Below are 22,303 nucleotides of genomic sequence, written 5' to 3'. Positions count from 1 at the left end.
AGCGCCGCTCGCGGGAAATGCAATCCTGCCATCGATCAAATCCAGTTTGAAACCGTTAGAAAGCCCTATGCGCCGAAGCCTATTTCGCGATAGATTCTACGGCACATACGCAACCCTTCTATAGCATCAGAATTCCACTCAGGATGAGCCTTGGCACAAGGAATTCCATAAGTGTTCAGTATCGGACTGCAATAGAGTGGCACCCAGGCATACAGTCGAAAAGTCCGCCCACCCCTTCAGCAGACCAAGAAAACCGGACGGACTTGAAGTTGATACATGATGAGCCCAATCAATCAACTGATAGTTTCCAATATGATATAGTTTCTATTATGAAATCAAATAAATCCTCTTCCCTTTATAACGCTCTCATGTATCTGCAGTGCGAATTCGTAGCGGAGCGTAATAGGGTCAACCCAGGAGACATCACCTGGCAACAATTCGATATCCTCACTGTTCTGCGTACTGGAGCCTTCAGGCCCTCACAGATTGGTCAGCTACTTGGTATGAGCCGATCCAAGGTCTCCAAGAACCTGAGCACGCTGCGCGATCTCGGATACATCAGACAGACGCCCGATACCCGTGACCGGCGAGAGCTGGAGACCTGCCTGACCCAGGACGGTCGGGACATGCTCGGCATCATCGATCAACAGCATAAGACCCTTGAGGAAGACGCCAGACAGGTCTGGTCTGAAGACGAGCAGGAAGAGTTCACTGCTCTTGCCAACAGGCTCATCGCCAAGCTCCGCCAGGAGCGGATCGCCTGATGAGGACGGAATCCATCCTTATTGATAGGGCCTCCACGCACAATCTCAAGCAAGTCTCGCTGGCCATACCCAAACGGGCCATCACCGTGGTCACCGGTATGTCAGGTTCAGGAAAGTCATCTCTGGTGTTTTCCACGCTGGCAGCCGAGTCACAGCGCATGATCAACCGCAGCTATAGCTCCTACATCCAGCAGCTCCTGCCCAAGTATGAGCCCGCGGAAGTCGCCCGCATCGATAACCTGCCCTTCTCCATTGTCGTCACCCAGAAGCAGCTCTCTGGAAATGCCCGCTCGACCGTGGGTACCTACACCGATATCTACACCGCCCTACGCCTGCTGTTCTCCCGTATGGCCCAGCCCTTCATCGGGTACTCCATGACATATTCCTTCAACAATCCTGCGGGGATGTGCCCGACCTGCCAGGGACTGGGAACTGTGCGCACTCTGGTGCTTGATCGCCTGCTCAGCATGGATCTCTCGCTGAACCAGGGAGCCATCAACTTTCCCACCTTTCAGCCGGGCGGCTGGAGGCTGACCAGGTATATGGATTCAGGCTATTTTGACAACGATCTGCCCCTACGGGAGTGGACCAGGGATGACCTCGACTTCCTGCTCTACGGCAAGAGGCAAAAACCGGCACACCCTGGCCCCAACTGGCACAAGACAGCCATGTATGAGGGATTGGTGCCCAGGATCACCAAGACCTTCATCAACCAGAGCAACGACAAGTACCAGCATGAGCTGGAAGAGGTTACGCGAATCACCCAGTGCCCCGACTGCCAGGGGGCCAGAGTCAACGCCAAGGTGCGCTCAGCCAGAATCGGCGGACTGAACATAGCTGACTGCTCCGCCATGAGCGTGGCAGACCTCCAGGAATGGCTTGGGAAGATTCATGACGATCAAGCTGAGACCATTCTGCAGGACCTAATGCGCAAGATAGCCAACCTGATAACGGTTGGTCTGGGCTACTTGAGTTTGGAACGCGGCACCTCCACACTTTCCGGAGGAGAGGGACAGCGTCTGAAAATTGCCAACTGCCTGAACAGCCCCTTGAATGACGTCCTCTACATCTTCGACGAGCCAAGCGTTGGCTTGCACCCCCATGATCTGACTGGGATCAAGAAAATCTTTGAAGGCTTGCGAGACAAGGGCAATACGGTAGTGATCGTGGATCATGACCCCGAGCTCATCGCCATTGCGGACCATATCGTCGATATGGGGCCAGGGGCAGGCAGTGAAGGCGGACGGATCGTCTTTGAAGGGAACTATCAGTCTCTGCTGAGAAGCGGCACAGCAACTGGCAGAGCCCTGGCAGATCCAGGCATGGTAAATGAACCATCGGCGCCTTCGCATGGCTTCTATACAATAGACAAGGTCACTGCCCATAACGTCAGAGAAGCCCACGCCAAGATACCCCGGCAAATGCTGACTGTGGTGACCGGGGTGGCCGGCTCAGGTAAGAGCACCCTTATTAAGGAAGGCTTCATGGCTCAACATGAGGCCTTACTCCTGGATCAGAAACCAATCAAGACCAGCGGACGCTCCAACCTGTTGACCTACTTGGGTGTCTTCGACCCGCTGCGCAAGGCCTTTGCCAAGGCCACAGGCGAGTCCCCCTCGCTCTTCTCATTCAACGCTGCCGGAGCCTGTCCGGTCTGCAAGGGCAAGGGGGTCGTCACCCTGGATATTGCCTACATGGGCGACACCAACACTATCTGCGAAAGCTGCCATGGAACCAGGTATTCAACGCAGGCCTTGTCTGCCAGATACCGTGGTCTCAGCATCGCCCAGGTGCTGAAACTGACTGCCAGCGAGGCCATGCACCAATATCGTGAAGTGCTGGGGCCAGCTATGAAGGCCCTGGAGGATGTGGGTCTGTCTTACCTATCCGTTGGGCAGGCCCTCGATACGCTCTCCGGCGGTGAGCTGCAACGCCTCAAGCTGGCCAGGCTGCTCAAGGAGGGGATTCGCGAGACCCTGATTTTGGATGAGCCCACCAGCGGCCTGCATGAATCCAATATCCTGCAGCAGATTGCGCTCCTACGCAAACTCATCACCAACAAAGGTCTCACTATTATCGCCATAGAACATAACCTGCGCTTCATCGGCCAGGCCGACTGGGTGATCGATATGGGCCCGGGAGCCGGAAGCGCGGGCGGAAAAGTGCTATTTGAAGGAACTCCGCTTGCGCTGATGCGCCACAATGACACTCCTACAGCCCGAGCCATGAATGCCTATTTCGGCTTCTTCAATGATGCAGCAGTGTAACCATAAGGGGTTGCAGTCAGATCAGCAATGGTTCAGCAATCTTGCAGACGGCGCTTCTGCCTGCCCTGCCGATCGAAATTGTCATCATCCAGCCAAGTCTCCAACCGCTCTTTCACTGCTGGCCATTCGCTGTCCAATATGGAAAACCAATCCGTATCCCGAGTACGGCCCTTGTAGACCATATCGTTCCTGAACCGGCCTTCAGCCTTGAATCCCAGCCTCAGCGCTGCCGCCCGTGAGGGCGCGTTGAGGCTGTCGCACTTCCACTCGTATCGTCGATAGCCCAAGTCCTCGAAGACATGCCTAGCCATCAGATACTGGGCCTCGGTAGCCTGCCTGCTTCTCTGCAACTCATGGGTATAGATAACGTGCCCCATCTCGACGCTCCCCACATCGGACCTTATCCGCTGCAAGGCATACATGCCCAACAGATCCGACGAATCAAGAAGCTTCACATGCTTCCGTATATCCGCATCCTTTCCATCTGTAGAGTGACCGACACTGAGTCCAAGTGCAGACGGATTGCGGAGAATAGCAAAGAAGAGAGGATCGCGACTTTCAATCATGGATTCGAACCCTGAGTCGAATGCTGGTCTATCAGGGTAGAGATCGTGAGTGCTATAGGTCATGATGGCTTTGTCGCATTCTGGACTGAAAATCCGTTCATAGAATGCATCACCCTGGTTGCCGTCCAAGGGCACTGCCAGAACAGTGCTGCCAGTCAAGATGACAGGCTCCGGCGTAATGGCCCCGGGAAACGAAATCGCATCACCAATAGGTTGCCCAAACTCATTGATCCTCATACCCGCATCTCCTGTGGAACGATGCCCGCTCTGTCACGTACGGAAGAGGTAGCCCCAGAAGCATCAGCTATAACTCCGTACAACCCTGGCACTTAGACTACCAAGTAAACACCCCAAAAGTCCGTATGGGTCCGCCTCGTGCAACCACGTTTGTCCTCCCTCGCTACCTGTCTTATCGTCTTGTGCGCAAGATGCTGATTCGCCGCCGCATTTGTCCACATGCACTCAACCTGGAGGACCGGCTCACCTGCGAGAATTAGACTAATACGTAAGAGGAAATGATTGAGGAGCTTCAACCGGTATTTCCTCTACCTACCGTCAGCATCGACCAAGGGAGTGATCACCATGTCCAAGGCTTTAATCGTCGTGGATGTTCAACCGACCTTCTGCGAAGGAGGTGAACTCGGAGTCGAGGGAGGCGACGCCACGGCTGGCAAAATCGCCGATTATGTCCACAATCATGCCCAGGACTACGCCTACATGGCCACCACCCAGGATTGGCACATCGAACCCGGGTCTCATTGGTCCGATCACCCGGATTTCGTGGACACCTGGCCCAAGCACGGCGTGGCCGGATCACCTGGGGCGGAGCTTCATTCCAAAATCCGGGAGTTGGGCATCACCCATCACTTCAAAAAGGGCCAGTATTCAGCAGCCTACTCCGGATTCGAAGGCATCGAAGACAACACCGATAAAATCCAGAGCAGGCAGGAGTTCGCTGCAGCCAAGGCATCTGGAGTCACCTTGGCCGATGCCCTGGCACAAGCTGGCGTCGACCAAGTGGATGTAGTAGGCATCGCCGAATCCCACTGCGTCAAGGAGACGGCCTTGGATGCTATAAAACTTGGCTACCAGGTCACGGTCTTCGAGGATCTGACCGTACCGGTCAGCGAGGATCAGGGCGTCGAGGCTCGAAAGGCCATGGCCCAAGCCGGCATTCGTCTGCTTTCCTCCAGCAGCGACTAGGGGCAGCGACAGAGGAATTCACCAGGGCTGGATGGTAGGGCCTACAGTAAACTCCGATACATTGGTATCCTCAGGCTGATCGATAGCGAAGGCCACCACCTGGGCCACCCGTTCTGGATCAATCTGGTAGCTGTCGTAGGTCTTGTTCATATCGGCCAGGGTCTGCTTGTCCGTTATGGTATCCAGCAACTCAGTCCGAATGGCCGCCGGGTAAATGGTAGAGGTACGAATATGGGTCCCCTCTTGGGCGGACTCCATCCTGAGCACCTCCATCAGATCGCGCAGACCCCACTTGGTCGCCCCATAGACCGCTCCACCCGGATAGGCTTTGAGTCCAGCCACCGAAGAGGTGGCGATGAACTGTCCGTGTCGCTGCCCGGTGAACTCCGGAAGAGCCGCAGCAATGCCATATAGTGCGCCTTTGAGGTTGACGTCAATTGTCCGATCCCACTCATCCACATGCAGGGCAGACAGTGGCGAGTTAGGCATGAGCCCGGCGTTGAGGAATACCACGTCCACCCCGCCGAACTGCTTCTTGGCGAAAGCCACGAAGTCCTCATTGGCATGCCGATCGGTCACATCCAGAGCCATGGAGACCGCCTGACCACCCACCTGAACGATGTCGTCGACGATTTTATCCAGCCGATCCTTGCGGCGAGCGCCCAGCACCACCTTGGCCCCTCGCTGTGCCAACAGTCGCGCCGTGGCCTCCCCAATGCCGGACGAAGCTCCGGTGATCAGCACTGTCTTATCTGCAACAGTCATAACAGTCCCACCTTTCATTAATCCTTGGTCGGCCTGATGGTACAACCTCAAGTCGCTGGAGGTGCAAGTCTTTACTACAACCAGGTCCACATCGACAACCATGACCAAATGCGCGTGGAACAGGGCTGAATCTTCTGAGAATGACAGATCAGTCAGGACAGCACCAGCATGGGCTATGGAGAATCGACGCGGTAATCTACGGAGAAAGGCGGCCGCCAGCCAAAAGCGGGCTCGATCATCCCATCGCAAGAAGTAAAAACGACAGTGCCGCAAACCGCCTAATCTGCATTCTAACGATAGATGAGGGTCAAATATTGAACTACAATTAGTTCTTAAATTTCCCATAGTGGACATCCAGAGCAGACAAACCGCAAATCAATGGGAGCATACAAACCAAGCAGCAGTTGGCTAGCCACGATCCCATAAGAGGAAGGTCGCAGTCATGTCGACCACACCGACACAGCCGTCATCACGAAAACAGGCTGTTTATCCGTACTTGATCGTGCTGTCGGGCATTGTCTTCACGGCCATCCCCGTATCGCTGGTATGCAGTTGCGCCGGTATCTTCTTCACTCCTGTCAGCAACTACTTCCATGTTCCCAAGGCTGCATTTACGGGGTACTTCAGCATATTCAGCATCACCATGGTCATCTTCCTGCCGGTGGCCGGATGGCTGATGCACCGCTACGATCTGCGCATCGTCCTGACGGCAAGCACAATCCTTGCCGGACTGGGCTGCCTGGGTATGTCCCGATCATCCGCCATGTGGCAGTTCTACCTATGCGGAGTAGTTCTGGGAATCGGCATGCCACCTATCCTCTATCTGTCAGTGCCCACGCTCATCAACGCCTGGTTCCGCAAACGGGTCGGGTTCTTCATCGGCCTATGCATGGCCTTTACCGGCATAGGCGGCGTGATCTTCAACCAGATAGGCACCATGATCATCAGATCCGCCCCTGATGGATGGCGGCGGGGATACCTGGTCTTTGCCATTCTCATTCTGGTGGTCACTCTGCCTTTCACCATTTTCGTCATTCGCGGCACGCCCGAGCAAATGGGTCTGCATCCCTACGGCGCCGCCGACCAGGAGCCTGCTGCAGCTGAGGCTACCTCCAACAGCACAGACACCGGGAGTAAAGACAAAAAGAGCCCAGAGCCTATCGCGTCGACTGTGGGCATGACTGCTTCCCAGGCCTTGCGTTCCCCTGCCTTCTGGGCGCTGGCGCTCTTCTGCGGCCTGATCACCATGAATCAGACCATTTACCAGTTCCTGCCCTCCTATGCAGCATCCCTGCCATCCATGGCGGCCTACACGGGCCTGATCGCTTCCTCCTGCATGGCCGGCCAGGCCATCGGCAAAGTCATCCTGGGCATGGTCAACGACGGCAGCATCGTGGGCGGGCTCTGCCTGGGCATCGGCGGCGGCGTTCTCGGCGTCTGCCTCATGGTCGCCTTCCCCGGATTGCCTGCGCTTCTCCTGCTGGGAGCCTTTGCCTTCGGCCTGGTCTACGCATGCACTACAGTGCAGACGCCTATTCTGGTTACAGCAGTCTTCGGCTCGCATGACTACACCAACATCTACGCCCGCATTCAGATGGTGGGCTCCCTGGCTTCGGCCTTCGCCGCTCTCTTCTGGGGCGCCATAGCTGACCAGCCCCACGGTTACATCATCATGTTCGGTCTGAGCATCCTGATCATGGTTGCGGCCTTGTTCCTGGGCATTATCCCACTGAAGGGCACGCGCAATTCAGCTACTCAAACCAACTGACCGAATCTTGCAACTAGCAGCCTCCGCAAAATTCCACCTTGCGTCATGGGCTGACAGGAGGCGGCAGACCGCAGCTACCACTACCTGGGCCACGTCACCTCTATAGAGCCATCATATGCCGCAGAGAAAGCAGGGCTGGACGGCAAGGGCCGAGTGTCTGTCACCATCACCAATCTCCGTCTTGACCGATCTGTGGATCATGCGCTCTACCGCCATCTGCTCAACATCCGAACATAACCCAGTTAGCAGAACCGTTGGCACCTTATGGACAACTTTGAAGAAATAACGGAACCAGGATAATCGGTACGTCGGTCACCACCGTGGGCATGCCATCCCATAAGATGGAATACGACAGCACATCTCTATAAAGGAGTGGATATGACTGATCGACTACAAGGTAAGGTAGCCATCATCACCGGAGGAACCGGTGGCATGGGCGTAGGCATCGCCGAATGCTTCGTCCGCGAGGGAGCCAAGGTGGCCCTTACTGACATCAAGGAGAGCGATGCTTCCCGCAGCTTCATGCAGAAGCACCCCGGGCAGGTCGTCTTCCACACCCTGGACGTGACGGATGAAAACCAGTGGGTCTCCACCATCGACACCGTTGAAAAGGAGTTGGGTCAGCTGACCACCGTGGTCAACAATGCCGGCATAGGCGGCAGCGGGGCCACTATGGACCAGGAAAGCTACGAGGACTGGAAAAAGGTTATCGCCATCAACCTGAACGGAACCTTCCTGGGCACCAAGCATGGCATGAGGGTGATGAAAGGCCGCGGCGGCTCCATCATCAACATTTCCTCCATCGAGGGCTTCGTAGGCCTGAGCGGAGCCGGAGCCTACAATGCCAGCAAGGGCGGCACCAGGCTGCTGACCAAGTCCGCGGCCCTGGATTCCGCCAACAACAACTATGGTGTTCGCATCAACTCGGTTCATCCCGGATTCATCAAGACCCCTCTGATCAGCCAGAGCCTTGAGGACAGGATGAGCAAGCTGACCCCCCTGGGCCACATCGGCGAGCCCCAGGACATCGGCGAGATCTGCGTCTATCTGGCCAGCGACGAATCCAAGTTCGCACTGGGTGCCGAATTCGTTGTGGACGGTGGATTCATCGCCCAGTGAGCTATTCCGGCAAGGAATTGCCGGAACCCCTTCTTCTGCCAGTCCGCTTTACAGTAAGGCAAGTGGCTAGGCTGAAGGAGGGGCGTCGTGCGACTGTGGCATCAGGATCTGATTCGACTGCTCCCCAGACAGCAGCTGTTGGGTCAGCATCGGGAGATCACCGCGCTGCGGGGCCTGGGCTGGGGTAGACGGCACGCCACTGTTGACTATGTCTTCCGCCACTGCCCATACAAGCTCTTTCAATTTCATCTGCTGGTCATGGCAACGATGCGCGAGCGCGGCTACCATCCTGATCCTGCCTGGTATGATCCGCTCTACCGCGGCAGACATTGTCCGCCCTACGAGGACCTGTCTGCAGTGCCATTGACGGACCCCATCTATCCTGAGCATGATTCAGCCTACCTGCAGGAGTGCTTGGAGAACCTGGCGGGGAAGGGCATCCATCTGTCCTAAGGCCGATCCTCAGGGCCGGTGCCGACTGACTGCTGTGGCCATAAAATTCGCTGACGTGTACGGCAATATTGGGTAAGGGCTGTTTGAATCCGAGTGTCTGCCCAAAGAGTGCCCTTTGCCAACCGAAAAGCATCATTCCCGAGTGAGTCTGGACACCCTAGGCACCAGGAGGGTGACCGCCGCCAGTAAGAGCGCCAAGGGGAGCAACGCCGGCCTGACACCTGTGTGGTCGGCCAAAAATCCGATAGCCGGAGGAATGATCCAAGAGACCCCGTAGTAAGCAGTGGAGATGACCGAAGCGCGTTGAGCCGCCATGGCTGGATCCTTGGTTGCCAGAGTGGTGACGATGGGTACACCCAGAGCTGCTCCGACACCCCAAATTCCAGTACCCACGAGGCTGAGCACGAAAGAGGGCGAAAGAGCATAGACCAGGATGCCCAGAGCCGAGACCAGCAGGGTCAGAACCAGCGAGCGCATATTCCCCAGCCGCTCAATCAGATGCGTCCCCAGCAGCCTTGACACGATCATGGCTGCAGCGAAGATCGTGGGAGCGAGACCGGCTTGAGACTCGGGGACACCGAAGGAATCGACCAGACCGATCCCGCTCCAGTCGTTGACAGCACCCTCGCTGGCCTCCAGAGCCACGTTGATCAGGGCCAGGATGAGCACCAAGGCATCACCCCAAGCCGCTAACTGCCTGCTGAAGGCGGATGATCGTCCTGAATCAGCATGACGATCCGAACGTTTGCCGTCAGCGCCGCCCTTGTAGTCCCCTAGAGGCCGAGCCGGGCAGAGCAGAACGCAAGCGGCCACCAGAGCTAGGCTGATCAGTGCATTGACCGCCAGATGCGCGCCTATGGGCACGCCCAGATGAGACAGGAGCGAGCCCAGACCCAAGGCAAGAAACATGCCCAGACTATATGAGGCATGGAAGCGCGGCATTATGGACCGGGAGGAGAATCGCTCCACTGCGCCGGCCTCAACAGTGTTGACCGTTCCCCAGAGGCTGATTCCCGCCGAATTGAAGAGCAGCCCCAAGATAACCCCCGGCACTGATCGCAAAGTGACGGCCAGGGCCGCGATCACCATACCCAGGCACCAGATCGAGGCTGCCAGCAGCATGGCCCGGCGCACGCCCAGCTGATCAGTCAACACTCCCGAAACCAGCATGCCGACCAGAGCGCCGCATCCGCCCAGGATAGTCATCAGAGCCAGGCCCGAAGGCTGCAGACCGAGACTGGCCTTGACGGTTGGCAGTCGAGAAATCCAGGCCGATGTACCAATACCCATGATGATGAAGAACCCATAAACGGCCAGCCGCTCGCGCATTCCGTGACCCGGAAAATCGGCAACCGAGAGCTCATGATGATCCCGTTCACTCATGCGAACCTCCCTGTTTTGTCCATGGTTGTCCCTTTTCTCCGGAGGCGCATATCAAATCGGAATCATAGCCAAAGACTTTGTATACTAGCTCTACAGAACTAATATCGAATGACTCGAGAACCATAGTAGACAGTCGACCGGATGATCTGAAGGGGATGCCCGGCCCGACGCCCCAGGCGGTCGTCGGCGCTCAAAAGGAGAAACGTGGCAAAGGGTAATTTGAGTGGAAAAGTCCTGGCCGGCCTGATGGCTATGGCCATGTTGATACCCACCATGGCTATAGCAGATGGTGGGCAGACGGCTGGTGCACAGACCACCGCCTCCACATCAACATCCGCAACGACGCAAGCACAGCAGACGACTGTGACAAACCAGGCATCATCCACGTCGACCCAAACCTCGACTCCACAGTTAGACGCTGCCACGTCTGGAGCAGCCCAAACCACTCAGAAGTCGAAGTCAACCTCCCCGAACCAGGCCGCGCCCATACAACCCAGCAGAAGGCCGACCGCCAAATCGGTAATCAAGGACACGCTGGACACCGACGACGCCGTGGTCACCACACTGTCCCAGGCCTCCCGCTCCACTGGCACGGCCCCTTTCGACAGCGACAACAACCCAGGCGACGACCACGATGCGGACAATGCCATAGTGCGCACTTTCGATAAGATGTCCTACACCTACTCTTTCGCCGTAAATACCCGCAGCGAGACAACCAGTTACCGCCGGGGTCGAATAGGCTTCCAATTCAAACTGAGCCAGCCTGAGGATCAGGTCACCTTTGATGTGGCTTCGATGGGCTGGGTGGACAATACGCAGGGATACGAGCCAAAGCAAACTACAGAGATCATCAACGGTCAGCCCACACAGGTGCTTACCGTTTACAGGCTGCTCGCTGCCACACAGAATATGTCTACCGTCATTCCGGGATCCTCCAGCGTCACTCTGGTCCTCCGGGTCCGAAGCATGCCCAATGGCAGCAAATTCGCCCCAGAGATCCAGGCCTGGGGCGCTCCGGATGCCACCACCAAGACCGATCCTGCTTCAGCCACGTCCGATGAGATCACCGTATCGGCCAAGCTCAATCTGAACCTGCGAATCACTGGCGGAACCAATGAAGGCTCCGGCAACCAAACCTTCGATTTCAACACCCCAGCCGCCAGCAATTACCCCAACCATGAGCTGGGCAAGCGCAAGGGGATCATCAGCAAGTTCAACTGGGCCGTTGACATGCGTTGGCCCGATCGAACCAAGGGTCTCAAGGGTCTGGAGGTTCCCACTGGCCCCATAACCTTCTCCCTGTCGCTGAGCAATTTGTGGCAGACCGCCAGCGGAGATGCCTACCCGAAAATAGAGGATCTGCAACCCTACTTCTGGGACATCGGCACCATCGATGGCGACTTCAACAACAGCGGGCGCAACACCGGCGATCAGGGCTGGAAACCCATTCTCAGCAACTATGGCTATGCCCGATCCACGGGTGGCGATGCCGGGAAGGACCGGGTCCAAGGCAATGGTCAATACACCGTGGCTGAACAGCGCAGCAGCCAGGGCCTTAGGCTGGACCTGACGTTGAAGGATTATAAAACCAACGACCCCTTCCCATACCTGGGGCATACCCATGCGCCAGGCACCAACTGCACCCCTGCCCTGGCCTCGACTGACTGCACGCGACAGGAAGTGGCCGAAATCTCCACTGGCTACCTATATGTCTTCAACCCCTCCACTGTCGGAGGCAAGGACGTGGCCAACTACTATGGACAGACCGGTCTCAGCCTGCAGAGCAAGGTCAATGACGGCAACCTGGGTGCGAAATCGCTATCAAACCAGTCTTTACCCCTTGCCTCTGACGCAACGGACACGTCAAACCAACCCGACCAGTCCGATGACATGTGGCACAACGTCATCTTCACGCTAGGCTCCGAAACATCAAAGGCAGGCATCAGCAACATCATTCAGTACAGTTGCATGACGGCTTCCAACTTTTTTGATAACGGCGTGGACTGCGGGTGGTGGAACGCTCCTGACAATCTACGGGGGACCGACTCAGCAGTCTCAGGAACCCAAGTGCGGGTAACGGCCGGCTTCAACTTCAAAACCAGCAAGGCCGATCTGCCTCTGCTGGGAATGTCCTTGGTCAAAATCGACCCAAAGGTAGTTGGACTGCCGGACTCCCACAGCCTGGATCTTCCCTGGGGCAATGGCATCTGGCAGAACGGCAAATACAACGATACAACGAGCGATAAAAACCCGTTGCTGGACCTGGTCATGTACGCCACCAAACCCGACGGGAAGGACTGGAAAAACGACACTGAGCAAGCCAATGCCGACATAGAGAATCTGAACTTCTACAGCACACAGGAGGAAGCAAAGAAGCATGGCACGGTTGTAGGCATGCTGCTGGGCGGCCGCACCGCCGCGCCCTCCAGGTTTGCCGAAGAGAATTCCCGATTCGGCTTCGGCGGATTTGTGATCAACGTCCTCCCCGACGCCAAAGTAGGTTCGGTAGCCCAGCTGACATCAGTGTCGCGCACCTTCACCCGCAGCCAATTAGCAGCTATGGCCGGGCTGAGCCCCGAGAACTCCAGCGATCAGGAATGGGAGAACTGGGCCGAGAAGCAGAACCCATACGATCTGGCCAAAATAAAATCTCCTGTCTTAACCACCCCCGTCGGAGGCTATACCAAGGCCCGCTATGATCAAATAAACGGTTACCTGGGCGGAGACACCGGCGGCAATGAACACGGGGACAGCCTCTATGTAGCCGGCGAAACCAACACCATCTCCAACGCCGTAGCACAAACAAGCACCAATTCCAAACCCAAAGACTATTTTGACATAGACAGCGATCAACGGTTCGTTGACTGGCAGCTAACCATCAACACCGGCACTTCAGCTTCCCAAGCCAACAAGGGCGCCAAAACCGAACTCTACATCACCGACAAACTACCAGCAAAGCTCCACTACATCCCCGGCAGCGCCCGATTGGGCGGCACATATACGGAAGCCACGCCTGAAATGGGCCACATAGAGGGCGGAACCGCCTGTGAGCCATCAGTGAGCACGGACTCCGAAACCGGAATCACCACTCTGTCCTGGACACTGACCAACATTCCTGTGGACGGCAACAACCGCATCATCCACTTCTCCACCTCCCTAGGCGACCTGACTGACCCCAGCAAAGACATCGGTCCCGACGAAAATCTGATGACCTCGGCCACAGTCCAGTCAAAACAGAATATGTCCCAGCCCAACACATACTTGAAGACTGCCGACTCCTTCACCATCCACGCTTGGCGGACCAACACCACCAGCCTTTCCACTTCGGCCGTACGGGATACCAATGAAGCCGGTGCACCAATCGGCTTCACCAACATGCTGAGCAGCACCGCAGGCAGTGGCAAGCGGCATCACTATGCCATCGACATCATGCCTTACAAACAGGCAAGCGGCAAACCCGACTTCCACGGGGAACCCACTTTTGCCGATATGAGCATAAAAGCTTCGGCGGGGGCTGGTCTGAGCGGAATCACCATCCGCTACACCACAGATTCTCGATGGCGGGTGAATGACACGAGTTCCATACAATCCCAGGATTACCTCTCTTGGAGCAAGGCTGACTTTGACCCAACAAGCGGCGAAGTGAAAATGCCTGGAAACGTGGTCGCCTGGGCCTTCATCATTGATGGGCAGCCCAACCAATTCCGCTATGACATCACTTTCCATATAAACCCCGGAAACAACTCCTCCGGCGACCTCTATCGGAATCGCTGGGGCAATGCACTGAACCAAATGCCTGCCCAGGCCATGGTTGTTCAACGTTCCATCAGTGGCATCGTATGGTACGACGTCAATGGGGACGGTGTCCGCTCTTCGGAAGATATTCTGCTTAAAGATGTGAAAGTGACCCTGATCAAGGACGGTACCAACGAGCCCGCCAAGTCGGTCGTCACCCCACATGATGTTCTGAGCACAAAATCTGATTCCCAGGGCAAGTACGAACTGACCAATATACCGGCAGGGAAATTCCACCTGCGCTTCGCCCCCGCCCCGAACACGAACTGGACCCACCTGACTACAACAGTCCAAAAGGCCAGCGGAGCCAGCCCGAGCGAAAACTCCTCAGCCAGCGACGTACTGGAGGACGGAACCATGAAAGGCGCCGTCATCAACGATATTGAGTTCCAGCAGGCCGAGGATATGGTGGACGCAGCCAGCCAATCCCTGGACTACAACAACTGCGGTCTGACGGGAACAATGGACACCGATGAAGTGTCTGCCGGAGTCAAAGTACGGATTCAAGGCAGGAACTGGCTCAGTACAGACTCCTTTACATTAACCGTCGAGCCCCTGGAAGGAGCACCCTCCGCAGCGTTGCCCAGCCAAATCATCATAAACACCGACAACCAAGATATCCAGGTGCCCGTCAACGTGTATGCTCTGCCCCACGATGGCAGCTACAAGTATCGTATTCACCAGGAAACCGGCTCCATTCCTGGCCTGACGTATGATCAGAGCGTTGCAATCCTGACCATCACTTTGACAACCGATTCAGCTCAGTTACACCGTACCGCCAAGGCGCAATGGACTGACAGCAAGGGCATCAAGGTAGACACGGCGGTCTTCACCAACACCTACCAGACCCAGCCGGCCAAGCCCGACGACCCTGGCAACTCCGGCAACTCTGGCAACTCTGACTCTGGCGACACCGGCAACCCCAGCAACACCGGCAACCCCAGCAACACCGGCGACTCCAGCAACCCCGACAACACCGGTAACACCGGTAACACCGGCAACCCAAGCGACTCCGGCAACTCCAACAACTCAAACAACTCCGGAGAGCATGACAAGCCGAATCCGCCGGTGGAACCGAGCAAGCCGGTCGAGTCCGATCATGCACCTAGCAAACCGGATCAAACCAGAAATAGCCAAAAACCAGTGCCAGGAAGCCGATCTTCTGATGACCAAGCGAAGTCCTCTACGAATTCCCCGTCCCTAGCCGACTCCGGCTCAGACATAGTCATTCCTGCAGCCCTGGCTGTCGGCACTGCCGTTCTCGGCCTGGCGCTGATGTATCTGCTTGGGCATCGCAGGGATCAGGAGACCGAGCTGGACTGATAGTTCCCTCCTCTTCGCCAATGTCAGGCACCTATGGCGAACCTCACGGTTCCTTGCCCCTATTTGCAGGCGAAATTTGGTATTCTTGCAAGTGGAAGGAATCTTGTATCCAGGGGTCGCTGTCGACGATGGACGGTCACCCGAAAGGTCATGGCCCTGCATGGTCATGGCGTTGATTGTCACACGTGCAGGCCGTCACACAGAAAGGTCAGTCATGGTAGACGATACAGTCATTGTTGTTGATACTTCCATGTTCGGAAAAGATGCCGCGGCGAAGACCGCCAAGGCCAACGAGGTTGCCCGCAAGTACGGCATCAGCGACGAAGCCCTCAAGAAGGTCGAGGATTACAAGAATCAGTTGAGCTACCACCAGGCATGGGACCTGCCTTTCCTGGGCTACGTGGACGAAGACGGCTATGGATATGCCTACGTACCCAATAAGGCTGTCGCAGCTGATGGCTGGGATGCCCATAAGGCCTTTCTGGACCTGCCCGATGATGCCCAGACGGCGTTTGCCATCCGCATGCTCTTCACCCATCGCGATGTCGACCGCCACGGTGCGGAGATGTTCCTTCACCACGGCCGCGGACTGACAGTCCGCTTCCAGGAGCCCACCTCAGCCAGCTACTGAGTTCGAGCTGTCTAACTAACTCGACCCCCGGTCCTGTCGTAATAACCCCCTGACAAGGCTAGGGGCTTTTCCATGCCGACGATCAAGGCAGAAGTCCCATCCAGGTAGGAGCCAGCACACCGATGCAGGCTCCAATGATCGGCCCAACAAAGGGTATCCATGCGTAGCTCCAGTCCGCGTCCTTCTTGCCGGACATGGGCAGAAGACAGTATGCCAATCGTGCGGAAAAGTCACGTGCAGGATTCATGGCCGCACCAGAAACCCCACCCAAGGCCATAACCAGAACCGTGATGACCAGGGCCACACCCAGAGGCCCGACCTGCGTAGGAGTCCCCCCGTTGAGGAAAACCCAGGAAACCAGTATGGCCGTGCCGATGGCCTCCGACGTCAGATTCCAGAAATTCGAACGTATGGCCGGCTTGGTGCAAAAAACCATGAGTTTGGTATCTGTATCGGTCGAAAGTTCGAAATGCTTGCGAGTGCCCAGGTAGCCCAGGCAGGAGCCAAAGAAAGCCCCAAGGAACTGGGCAAAAATGAAGATGGCCACATTGGCCATGGTGACCGGAATGCCGCCCTTGCCCATGGCCAGACCGTTCAAGGTCGCTTGTGGATCAATCCAGTGGCCGACCACCCTGGCCAGCGTCACTGCCGGATTCAGATGGCCGCCAGTTCTCCACCCCGCATATACGCCCACATAGACAGCAAGACCCCAGCCCAGCGATGCGTTGATCCAGTCGGATCGATAAGCCCCTGTCTTGGGGAGCGACCTGCTGGCGGCGACCATGACCGCGATGGCCATCATAAGGGCGGTGCCCATGAACTCCGAGCAGAACATCTGCACACCGCTGATCATGCTCTCTCCTTTAGCTTCCCGTAATCAAAGGAGCTGAAAAATGGCCAGGCTCCCATAACCCGAATAATCGACCGTTGCCAAATCGACAAGCCCGCAGTGGCACAACCGTCAATCTGCTCATACACATAGTCTTTCGATTTGACTACCGCATCAAGAATAACCGGAACCGTGGCCCGAGGACCTCGCCATCAATGATGGCAGCACATTCAAAATCGCTGAGTCTTAGTTTCGAGTAGATTCATGTCAGTACGGGATCAGCCCAGCAGAGCCAGGAGGTCCTTTCTGCTCAGCCTGGCCACGCTGGAGGCGCCGGTGGAGGCGGCCGAATCGACAAAGCGCGATGCCAGGTCGCTCTTGCTGTGCTGCAGGTTGAGGATGCGTTCCTCGATGGTGTCCTTGGCTACGATCTGGTAGACGTTGACGTCCTGGGTCTGGCCGATCCGGTGGGCGCGGTCGTTGGCCTGCTCCTGGGCAGCGGCGTTCCACCAGGGGTCCGCATGAACCACCACACAGGCTCCGGTCAGGTTAAGCCCGGTGTTGCCGGCCTTCAGGGAGATCAGGAAAACCGGCGTGGCATCCCTATTGAACTGTTCCACCAGCTCCAGCCGACGCTTCTTTGATGTGGCGCCGGTGATCAGATCGTAGGACACGTCCAGCCGACGGAGTCGTTGCGCTATCAGGTCCAAATAGGATGTGAACTGGGAAAAGATCAGCATCTTGCGCCCGGCATCCTGACAGGAGACCACCAGATCCTCAATGGCATCCAATTTGGCCGAATCGCCCCGCCGGTCACGACCTTGATCCTGGTAGACCAGACGCGGATCGCAGCAGACCTCACGCAGCCTGGTCAGCTGAGCCAGAACCTGGATTTTGCCGACCTCGTACTCCTGGTCCCTTTCCTTGTTGAGCGTGGCCCTCAACTCCTGCTCCAGGGCAGCATAGAGCTTGCGCTGACGACCTTGCAGGGGCACGCTGATCACGTTTTCGATCTTCTCGGGCAGATCGGTCAGCACCTGTGACTTGAGCCGGCGCAGAATGAAGGGTCCCACCAAGGCCTGGAGCCGGGACTGGGCATCCTGATCGCCGCTGAGTATAGGCATTTCGAAGCGGTCCCGGAACCGGGAGTAGGGGCCCAACATCCCGGGCATCAGGAAGTCGAAGATGCTCCAAAGCTCAGACAGCCGGTTCTCGATGGGTGTGCCGGTCAGGGCGAACCGATGCAGACTGTCCAGAGCGCGTACGGCCCGGGCTGCCTTGGTGGCATGGTTCTTGATGTACTGGGCCTCATCCAAGACCAAGGCATACCAGGGCAGGCTCCGATACCGGTCCAGGTCCCGCCTAAGCAGGTCGTAAGAGGTGATCAGCAGGTCGTAGGACCTGGCCCGATCCAGCAGTGCCTGACGCTGGCTACGCCCCCCAGCCAGGACCGCCACCCGCAGATCCGGCGTAAAACGACGGCACTCGGCCTCCCAGTTGTAGACCAAGGAGGCCGGACAGACAATCAGCGAAGGCCCTCGATCACTGGCCTGATCCTTACGGGAGAGCAGGTAAGCCAACATCTGTATGGTCTTGCCCAGGCCCATCTCATCGGCCAGGATGCCGCCGAATCCGCGGTCACTCAAGGTGCATAGCCAACGCAGCCCTTCTACCTGATAGGGTCTGAGTTGCCCGCGCAGCCCGTCGGGGACCTTGAACACCTGAGGGTCAGGCTTGCGCTCCTTCAGGTATTCGCGGAAGCTGGAATCACGGTCCTGCTCGGGTACCAGCGCATCCAGGTAGCCGAGCTGGAATTCAGGCACCCGGACCGGCCCCTTGGCCAGATCAGCCGGGTCGATGCCCAGATCTTGGGCCAAGGTATCCACAGCATCGGTATTCAGATCAGCCAACTCGACGAAGGCCCCATTGCGCAGACGATGGAAGCGTCGACGACGGCGATGGTCAGCCAGAATGGCGGCGGCCTCCTCGGGCCGTACCTCATCGGCGATGGGAGAGATCTCAACCAGACCAGAGCGCACCCGCACACCCACACGAATCTGCGGATGAGAGACGACGCTCAGTCCGTCGAAGGCCGGGGTGGAAAAAACCCGTCCCAGACTCTTGAGCACCGGCAGGCCCCGAGTCAGCAGGGTGTGGATGGCCTCCTCGTTCTCTTCGGGGATGCGGGCCAATCCCTCCTCCATCAGGGGGAAATAGCGGCGGACCGTCTGCCGGGCCAGAGACTCGCTCTCCCGATCCCTGCCAGGTTCATCCTCGGAGCCGGGATCAGCGCCGACGGACACAAGACGATCTCCATAGCGGGCCTTGAGGTCACAACTGACCCCCTGCTGATCCCTGTCCAGGTAAAGCTCGATCCTGCAGGGCGGCCGTCGGCGGGCATCCAGCTCTTCAGGCAGTGTGGCGGAGAGCCCGGATCCTTCCTGGGCACCCTGATCCAAGTCAGGCAGGACAGTCCGGGCGAACAAGTCCAGGTCGTCGGCATCCAGATGCAGATCCCGATCCTCGCCAGGGCGGCAGAGGGTCTCCAGCAGGTCCCGATGACGCATGAAACGCGCGCTGCAACGGTGGATGACTGGTCCCGAATCCAGCCCTAAACCGGGCTGAGAGGGGCGCACGATAACGAAGGAATGGGCCTGGCCTACGATGAAGCGCTCCACGGCCAGGGCATGAGTGATCCGGTAGCCTTCCGCCTCCTTGCTGACTGCGATGCCAGGGTCCGGGTCTCCGCCGACCACGGGGGCAGGCATGGTCTGCAGGAAGGAGTCCTCAGGAGGCGTGTAGTCCAGGGTGAGCCCGGAATCCACAAACAGGTCGAGGATCTGCGCCACCTCATCGTCGCTGAGCCGGATCCCCGCCAATCCTGCACGCGTAAGACGGCGGCGCATGCCCCCCTCCTGTTCGGCCAGGCTGCGGCGGATGGCGCCAGCCCTCTCCAGGATGGTCAGCAGAGCCTGGGCCCGGTCATCAAAGGTGTCACGAGAATGGATGAAGGCCAGCCGCCGTCCGTAAGACATGAATTCACCTTGGTCCACGGCGCGCAGCAGGGCCGGAAGGTCCTTGACCAAATAGGCGACCCCATGGGAGGGCAGGGTGATATGCAGACGGACCAGCCAGCCTCCGCGCTCGCTGGTCAGGTCTGGGATCAGTCCGACCGAGCCGATGGGCAGGTGACGGCCGCCGACCGGTCCGTTCTCCTGCTTGAGCAAGCTCAGCTGGCGGTCACGAAAGGCCTGCCGCCGGCGACCCTCCTGCCGGTGCATGTAGGCTGCCAGGGGTCCCGAGGTCGACCGGGCGGACCGGGATCGATCCTGGTCGCCGGTCCAGTCATCCGATCCTGCAAAGGCCTGGCTGGACTCGTTATAGGCCATGATCAGGGCGACTACATGCTTGCATGAAGGACCCTGGCGCCCAAAGGCCCGGCAGGTGCAGGAGGAGTCGATGACCCGATGGGCCTGCTCGTCCAGCCGAGCCTGAACCAGGCAGTCGCCATCCGGCTGATAAGTGGCGGGCACACGTCCCCTGAGGACAGTCAAAGCCCCCAGGTGTCGCAGGCGCAAGTCTGTAAAGCGACGGTCATCCAGCAGTTGATGGGCACGGAAGTAGGCCTTGCCGCCCAATCGACGCAGAGCAGCGTCAGAGATGGTGTCCGGATCACCAAAGGTCCGCCCCTCCTCCTCATCACCCGGATCATAGAAGCCATGGCCTCCTGAACCACCGGCTCTTGACCCGTAGACCGCTGCATGCCAATCCACACGCACCCTCCTTATGGTCTCTGACGACCATTCCCGAGCATAACCTTTTCCATCCCGACGCGGCACGCCTTCGGCGAAGCGAGTAGACATGCCGACTTACGAAAAAATTGCCGCCTCCCTAAGATGGCGTGCTGTTTGTCTGAAGAAGGAGATCATTATCGTGCAAAACACGTCCACCTCTGCCTCCGTTCACCGGTCACGCCCGGCCGTCCCACACCCCTGGCCGGCCATCGCCGCGCTGATGATCGGGGCCTTCGTGGGCATGCTGAGCGAAACCTCGCTCAATATCGCCCTGCCCAACCTGATGGAGAGCTTCCAAATCCCCGCTGCCACCGTGCAATGGCTGGTGACTGGGTACATGCTGGTCATCGGCATCGTCCTGCCCTTCTCCAGCCTGATCTCCAAGTGGTTCACCACCAGGCAGACCGTAATCTTCGGTCTGGTCGCCTTCCTGGCGGGCTCGGTGATCTCGGCCATGGCACCCACCTTCCCTGTCCTGTTGGCTGGACGGCTAATCCAGGGCATCGGCACGGGCCTGATCCTGCCGCTCATGTTCACCGTGGCCATGCTGATCTTCCCGCCTGCCCGTCTGGGCACGGTCATGGGCATGTGCGCCTTGGTCATCATGTTCGCCCCCGCCATCGGCCCGACCCTGACCGGGATCATCCTGGGCAAGCTGACCTGGCACTGGATCTTCTGGTTCTTCACCCCATTCCTGGTTGTGGCCCTGATCTTCGCCGTCTGCTTCCTGAAGAACGTTGGCACCATCACCCACCAGCGGCCCGATCTGGCCTCCATTCTGGAATCCATTGTCGGCTTCGGCGGACTGGTGGCAGATGTCAGCCTGGCCAGCCGGTTCGGATGGCTCTCCCCGGTCACCCTGATCATCCTGGTCGTGGCCCTGGCTGCGCTGGTCCTCTATATTCGTCGTCAGCTGGGTCTGGAACACCCGGTGCTCAACCTGCGCATCTTCTCCATCCCGGCCTTCCGCTACGGCGCCACCCTGGTCATGCTTGACTTCGCAGTCATCCTTTCCTCCATGTATCTGCTGCCTCAGTTCCTGCAGCGGGGGCTGCTTCTGCCCGTAGCCATGACCGGCATCCTCATGCTGCCCGGCGGCGCCATCAACGCCCTGGTCTCAGCCTTCGCCGGCCGGCTCTATGACGGCTTCGGGGCCCGAATTCCCGTCCGTTGCGGATTCCTTGTCGCCCTGCTCGGCACGATCATCCTCCTGTTCACCGGCCCGCACACCCCTGTGGCCCTGGTGGTGGCAGCCCACATCATCCTCATGATCGGCTGCCCCTTGGCCATGTCGCCAGCACAGACCTACGCGCTCAACTCTCTGAGTGGCCCGCAGTCCGGCGACGGGAGCACCATCATCAACACCATGCAGCAGATTGTAGGAGCCGTGGCTACAGCCATCACCACCTCCCTGCTGGCCATGGGCGAAGGGCAGGCAGCCGGTGTTGATAAAGCCCAGGCCTTCACCAGAGGCACCCACTATGGATTGATATTCACCCTGGTGCTGATCCTGGCTGCTCTGGCCGTCTCCCTGAAGGTGCGCAACTTCTCCCACGCCGAGCAGCCAGAGGCCGATCGAGACATTCAGCAAGCTCCAAGTTCGCACCGCTAGCTTGGGAACGTCCCTGGCTAGACTGGAGGAC

General features: G+C 58.0%; 14 protein-coding genes. 9 read left to right on the top strand and 5 right to left on the bottom strand.

Features of this window, described 5'->3' with window-relative positions; genetic code table 11:
• Positions 1-329 precede the first annotated feature (329 nt).
• Positions 330-764, top strand: a complete 435-nt coding sequence (locus tag ACVWNW_RS05945) for a MarR family winged helix-turn-helix transcriptional regulator (RefSeq protein ID WP_454481661.1) — start codon at positions 330-332, stop codon at positions 762-764.
• Positions 764-3,031, top strand: coding sequence for an ATP-binding cassette domain-containing protein (locus ACVWNW_RS05940; protein ID WP_454481659.1), 2,268 nt, complete (start codon positions 764-766; stop codon positions 3,029-3,031). The genes ACVWNW_RS05945 and ACVWNW_RS05940 overlap by 1 nt, the downstream gene beginning before the upstream one ends.
• A 32-nt stretch (positions 3,032-3,063) precedes the next feature.
• Here the strand turns inward: ACVWNW_RS05940 and ACVWNW_RS05935 are convergent, their stop codons facing one another.
• On the bottom strand, positions 3,064-3,486 hold the full coding sequence (locus ACVWNW_RS05935) for a GNAT family N-acetyltransferase (RefSeq protein WP_454481657.1): 423 nt from the start codon (positions 3,484-3,486) through the stop codon (positions 3,064-3,066).
• Between the two features lie 693 nt (positions 3,487-4,179).
• Between ACVWNW_RS05935 and ACVWNW_RS05930 the strand changes: the two genes are divergently transcribed.
• Positions 4,180-4,800, top strand: coding sequence for an isochorismatase family protein (locus ACVWNW_RS05930; protein ID WP_416517606.1), 621 nt, complete (start codon positions 4,180-4,182; stop codon positions 4,798-4,800).
• 18 nt (positions 4,801-4,818) lie between these two features.
• On the opposite strand, the gene ACVWNW_RS05925 is transcribed toward ACVWNW_RS05930, so the two are convergent.
• Complete coding sequence (locus ACVWNW_RS05925; RefSeq protein ID WP_416517605.1) at positions 4,819-5,565, bottom strand: SDR family oxidoreductase; 747 nt, start codon at positions 5,563-5,565, stop codon at positions 4,819-4,821.
• A 442-nt stretch (positions 5,566-6,007) separates the two neighbouring features.
• Between ACVWNW_RS05925 and ACVWNW_RS05920 the strand changes: the two genes are divergently transcribed.
• From ACVWNW_RS05920 to ACVWNW_RS05910, 3 genes are all read left to right on the top strand, one after another.
• Positions 6,008-7,333: an MFS transporter gene (locus tag ACVWNW_RS05920; protein WP_454481655.1), complete on the top strand. Its 1,326-nt coding sequence runs from the start codon at positions 6,008-6,010 to the stop codon at positions 7,331-7,333.
• 378 nt (positions 7,334-7,711) lie between these two features.
• Entirely contained in the window at positions 7,712-8,452 is a 741-nt protein-coding gene (locus ACVWNW_RS05915) for an SDR family oxidoreductase (RefSeq protein ID WP_454481653.1), read from the top strand.
• Between the two features lie 87 nt (positions 8,453-8,539).
• The gene (locus ACVWNW_RS05910; protein ID WP_454481651.1) at positions 8,540-8,905 is read left to right on the top strand and encodes a TIGR02328 family protein; all 366 of its coding nucleotides are present in this window, start codon (positions 8,540-8,542) and stop codon (positions 8,903-8,905) included.
• A gap of 132 nt (positions 8,906-9,037) precedes the next feature.
• Here ACVWNW_RS05910 and ACVWNW_RS05905 read toward each other — a convergent pair whose 3' ends face one another.
• Positions 9,038-10,288 (bottom strand): MFS transporter, encoded by a 1,251-nt coding sequence (locus ACVWNW_RS05905; RefSeq protein WP_454481649.1) that lies wholly within the window; start codon positions 10,286-10,288, stop codon positions 9,038-9,040.
• Positions 10,289-10,492: 204 nt separating this feature from the next.
• Here ACVWNW_RS05905 and ACVWNW_RS05900 point away from each other — a divergent pair, with 204 nt between their 5' ends.
• Together ACVWNW_RS05900 and ACVWNW_RS05895 are read left to right on the top strand one after the other, a co-directional pair.
• On the top strand, positions 10,493-15,406 hold the full coding sequence (locus ACVWNW_RS05900) for an SdrD B-like domain-containing protein (protein ID WP_454481647.1): 4,914 nt from the start codon (positions 10,493-10,495) through the stop codon (positions 15,404-15,406).
• A gap of 214 nt (positions 15,407-15,620) precedes the next feature.
• Positions 15,621-16,037, top strand: a complete 417-nt coding sequence (locus ACVWNW_RS05895) for a hypothetical protein (RefSeq protein ID WP_015021278.1) — start codon at positions 15,621-15,623, stop codon at positions 16,035-16,037.
• A gap of 82 nt (positions 16,038-16,119) precedes the next feature.
• On the opposite strand, the gene ACVWNW_RS05890 is transcribed toward ACVWNW_RS05895, so the two are convergent.
• Complete coding sequence (locus tag ACVWNW_RS05890; RefSeq protein WP_454481644.1) at positions 16,120-16,890, bottom strand: MIP/aquaporin family protein; 771 nt, start codon at positions 16,888-16,890, stop codon at positions 16,120-16,122.
• A 254-nt stretch (positions 16,891-17,144) separates the two neighbouring features.
• Positions 17,145-20,639, bottom strand: a complete 3,495-nt coding sequence (locus tag ACVWNW_RS05885; RefSeq protein ID WP_454481642.1) for an SNF2-related protein — start codon at positions 20,637-20,639, stop codon at positions 17,145-17,147.
• A gap of 160 nt (positions 20,640-20,799) precedes the next feature.
• On the opposite strand from ACVWNW_RS05885, the gene ACVWNW_RS05880 reads away from it, so the two are divergent.
• Entirely contained in the window at positions 20,800-22,272 is a 1,473-nt protein-coding gene (locus ACVWNW_RS05880) for a DHA2 family efflux MFS transporter permease subunit (RefSeq protein WP_454481640.1), read from the top strand.
• The last annotated feature ends 31 nt before the right edge of the window (positions 22,273-22,303 follow it).

Source organism: Bifidobacterium sp. JNUCC 75, from assembly GCF_054819865.1.
The sequence above is the reverse complement of the archived record's forward strand: the minus strand, read 5'-3'. Positions and strand labels throughout refer to the sequence as shown.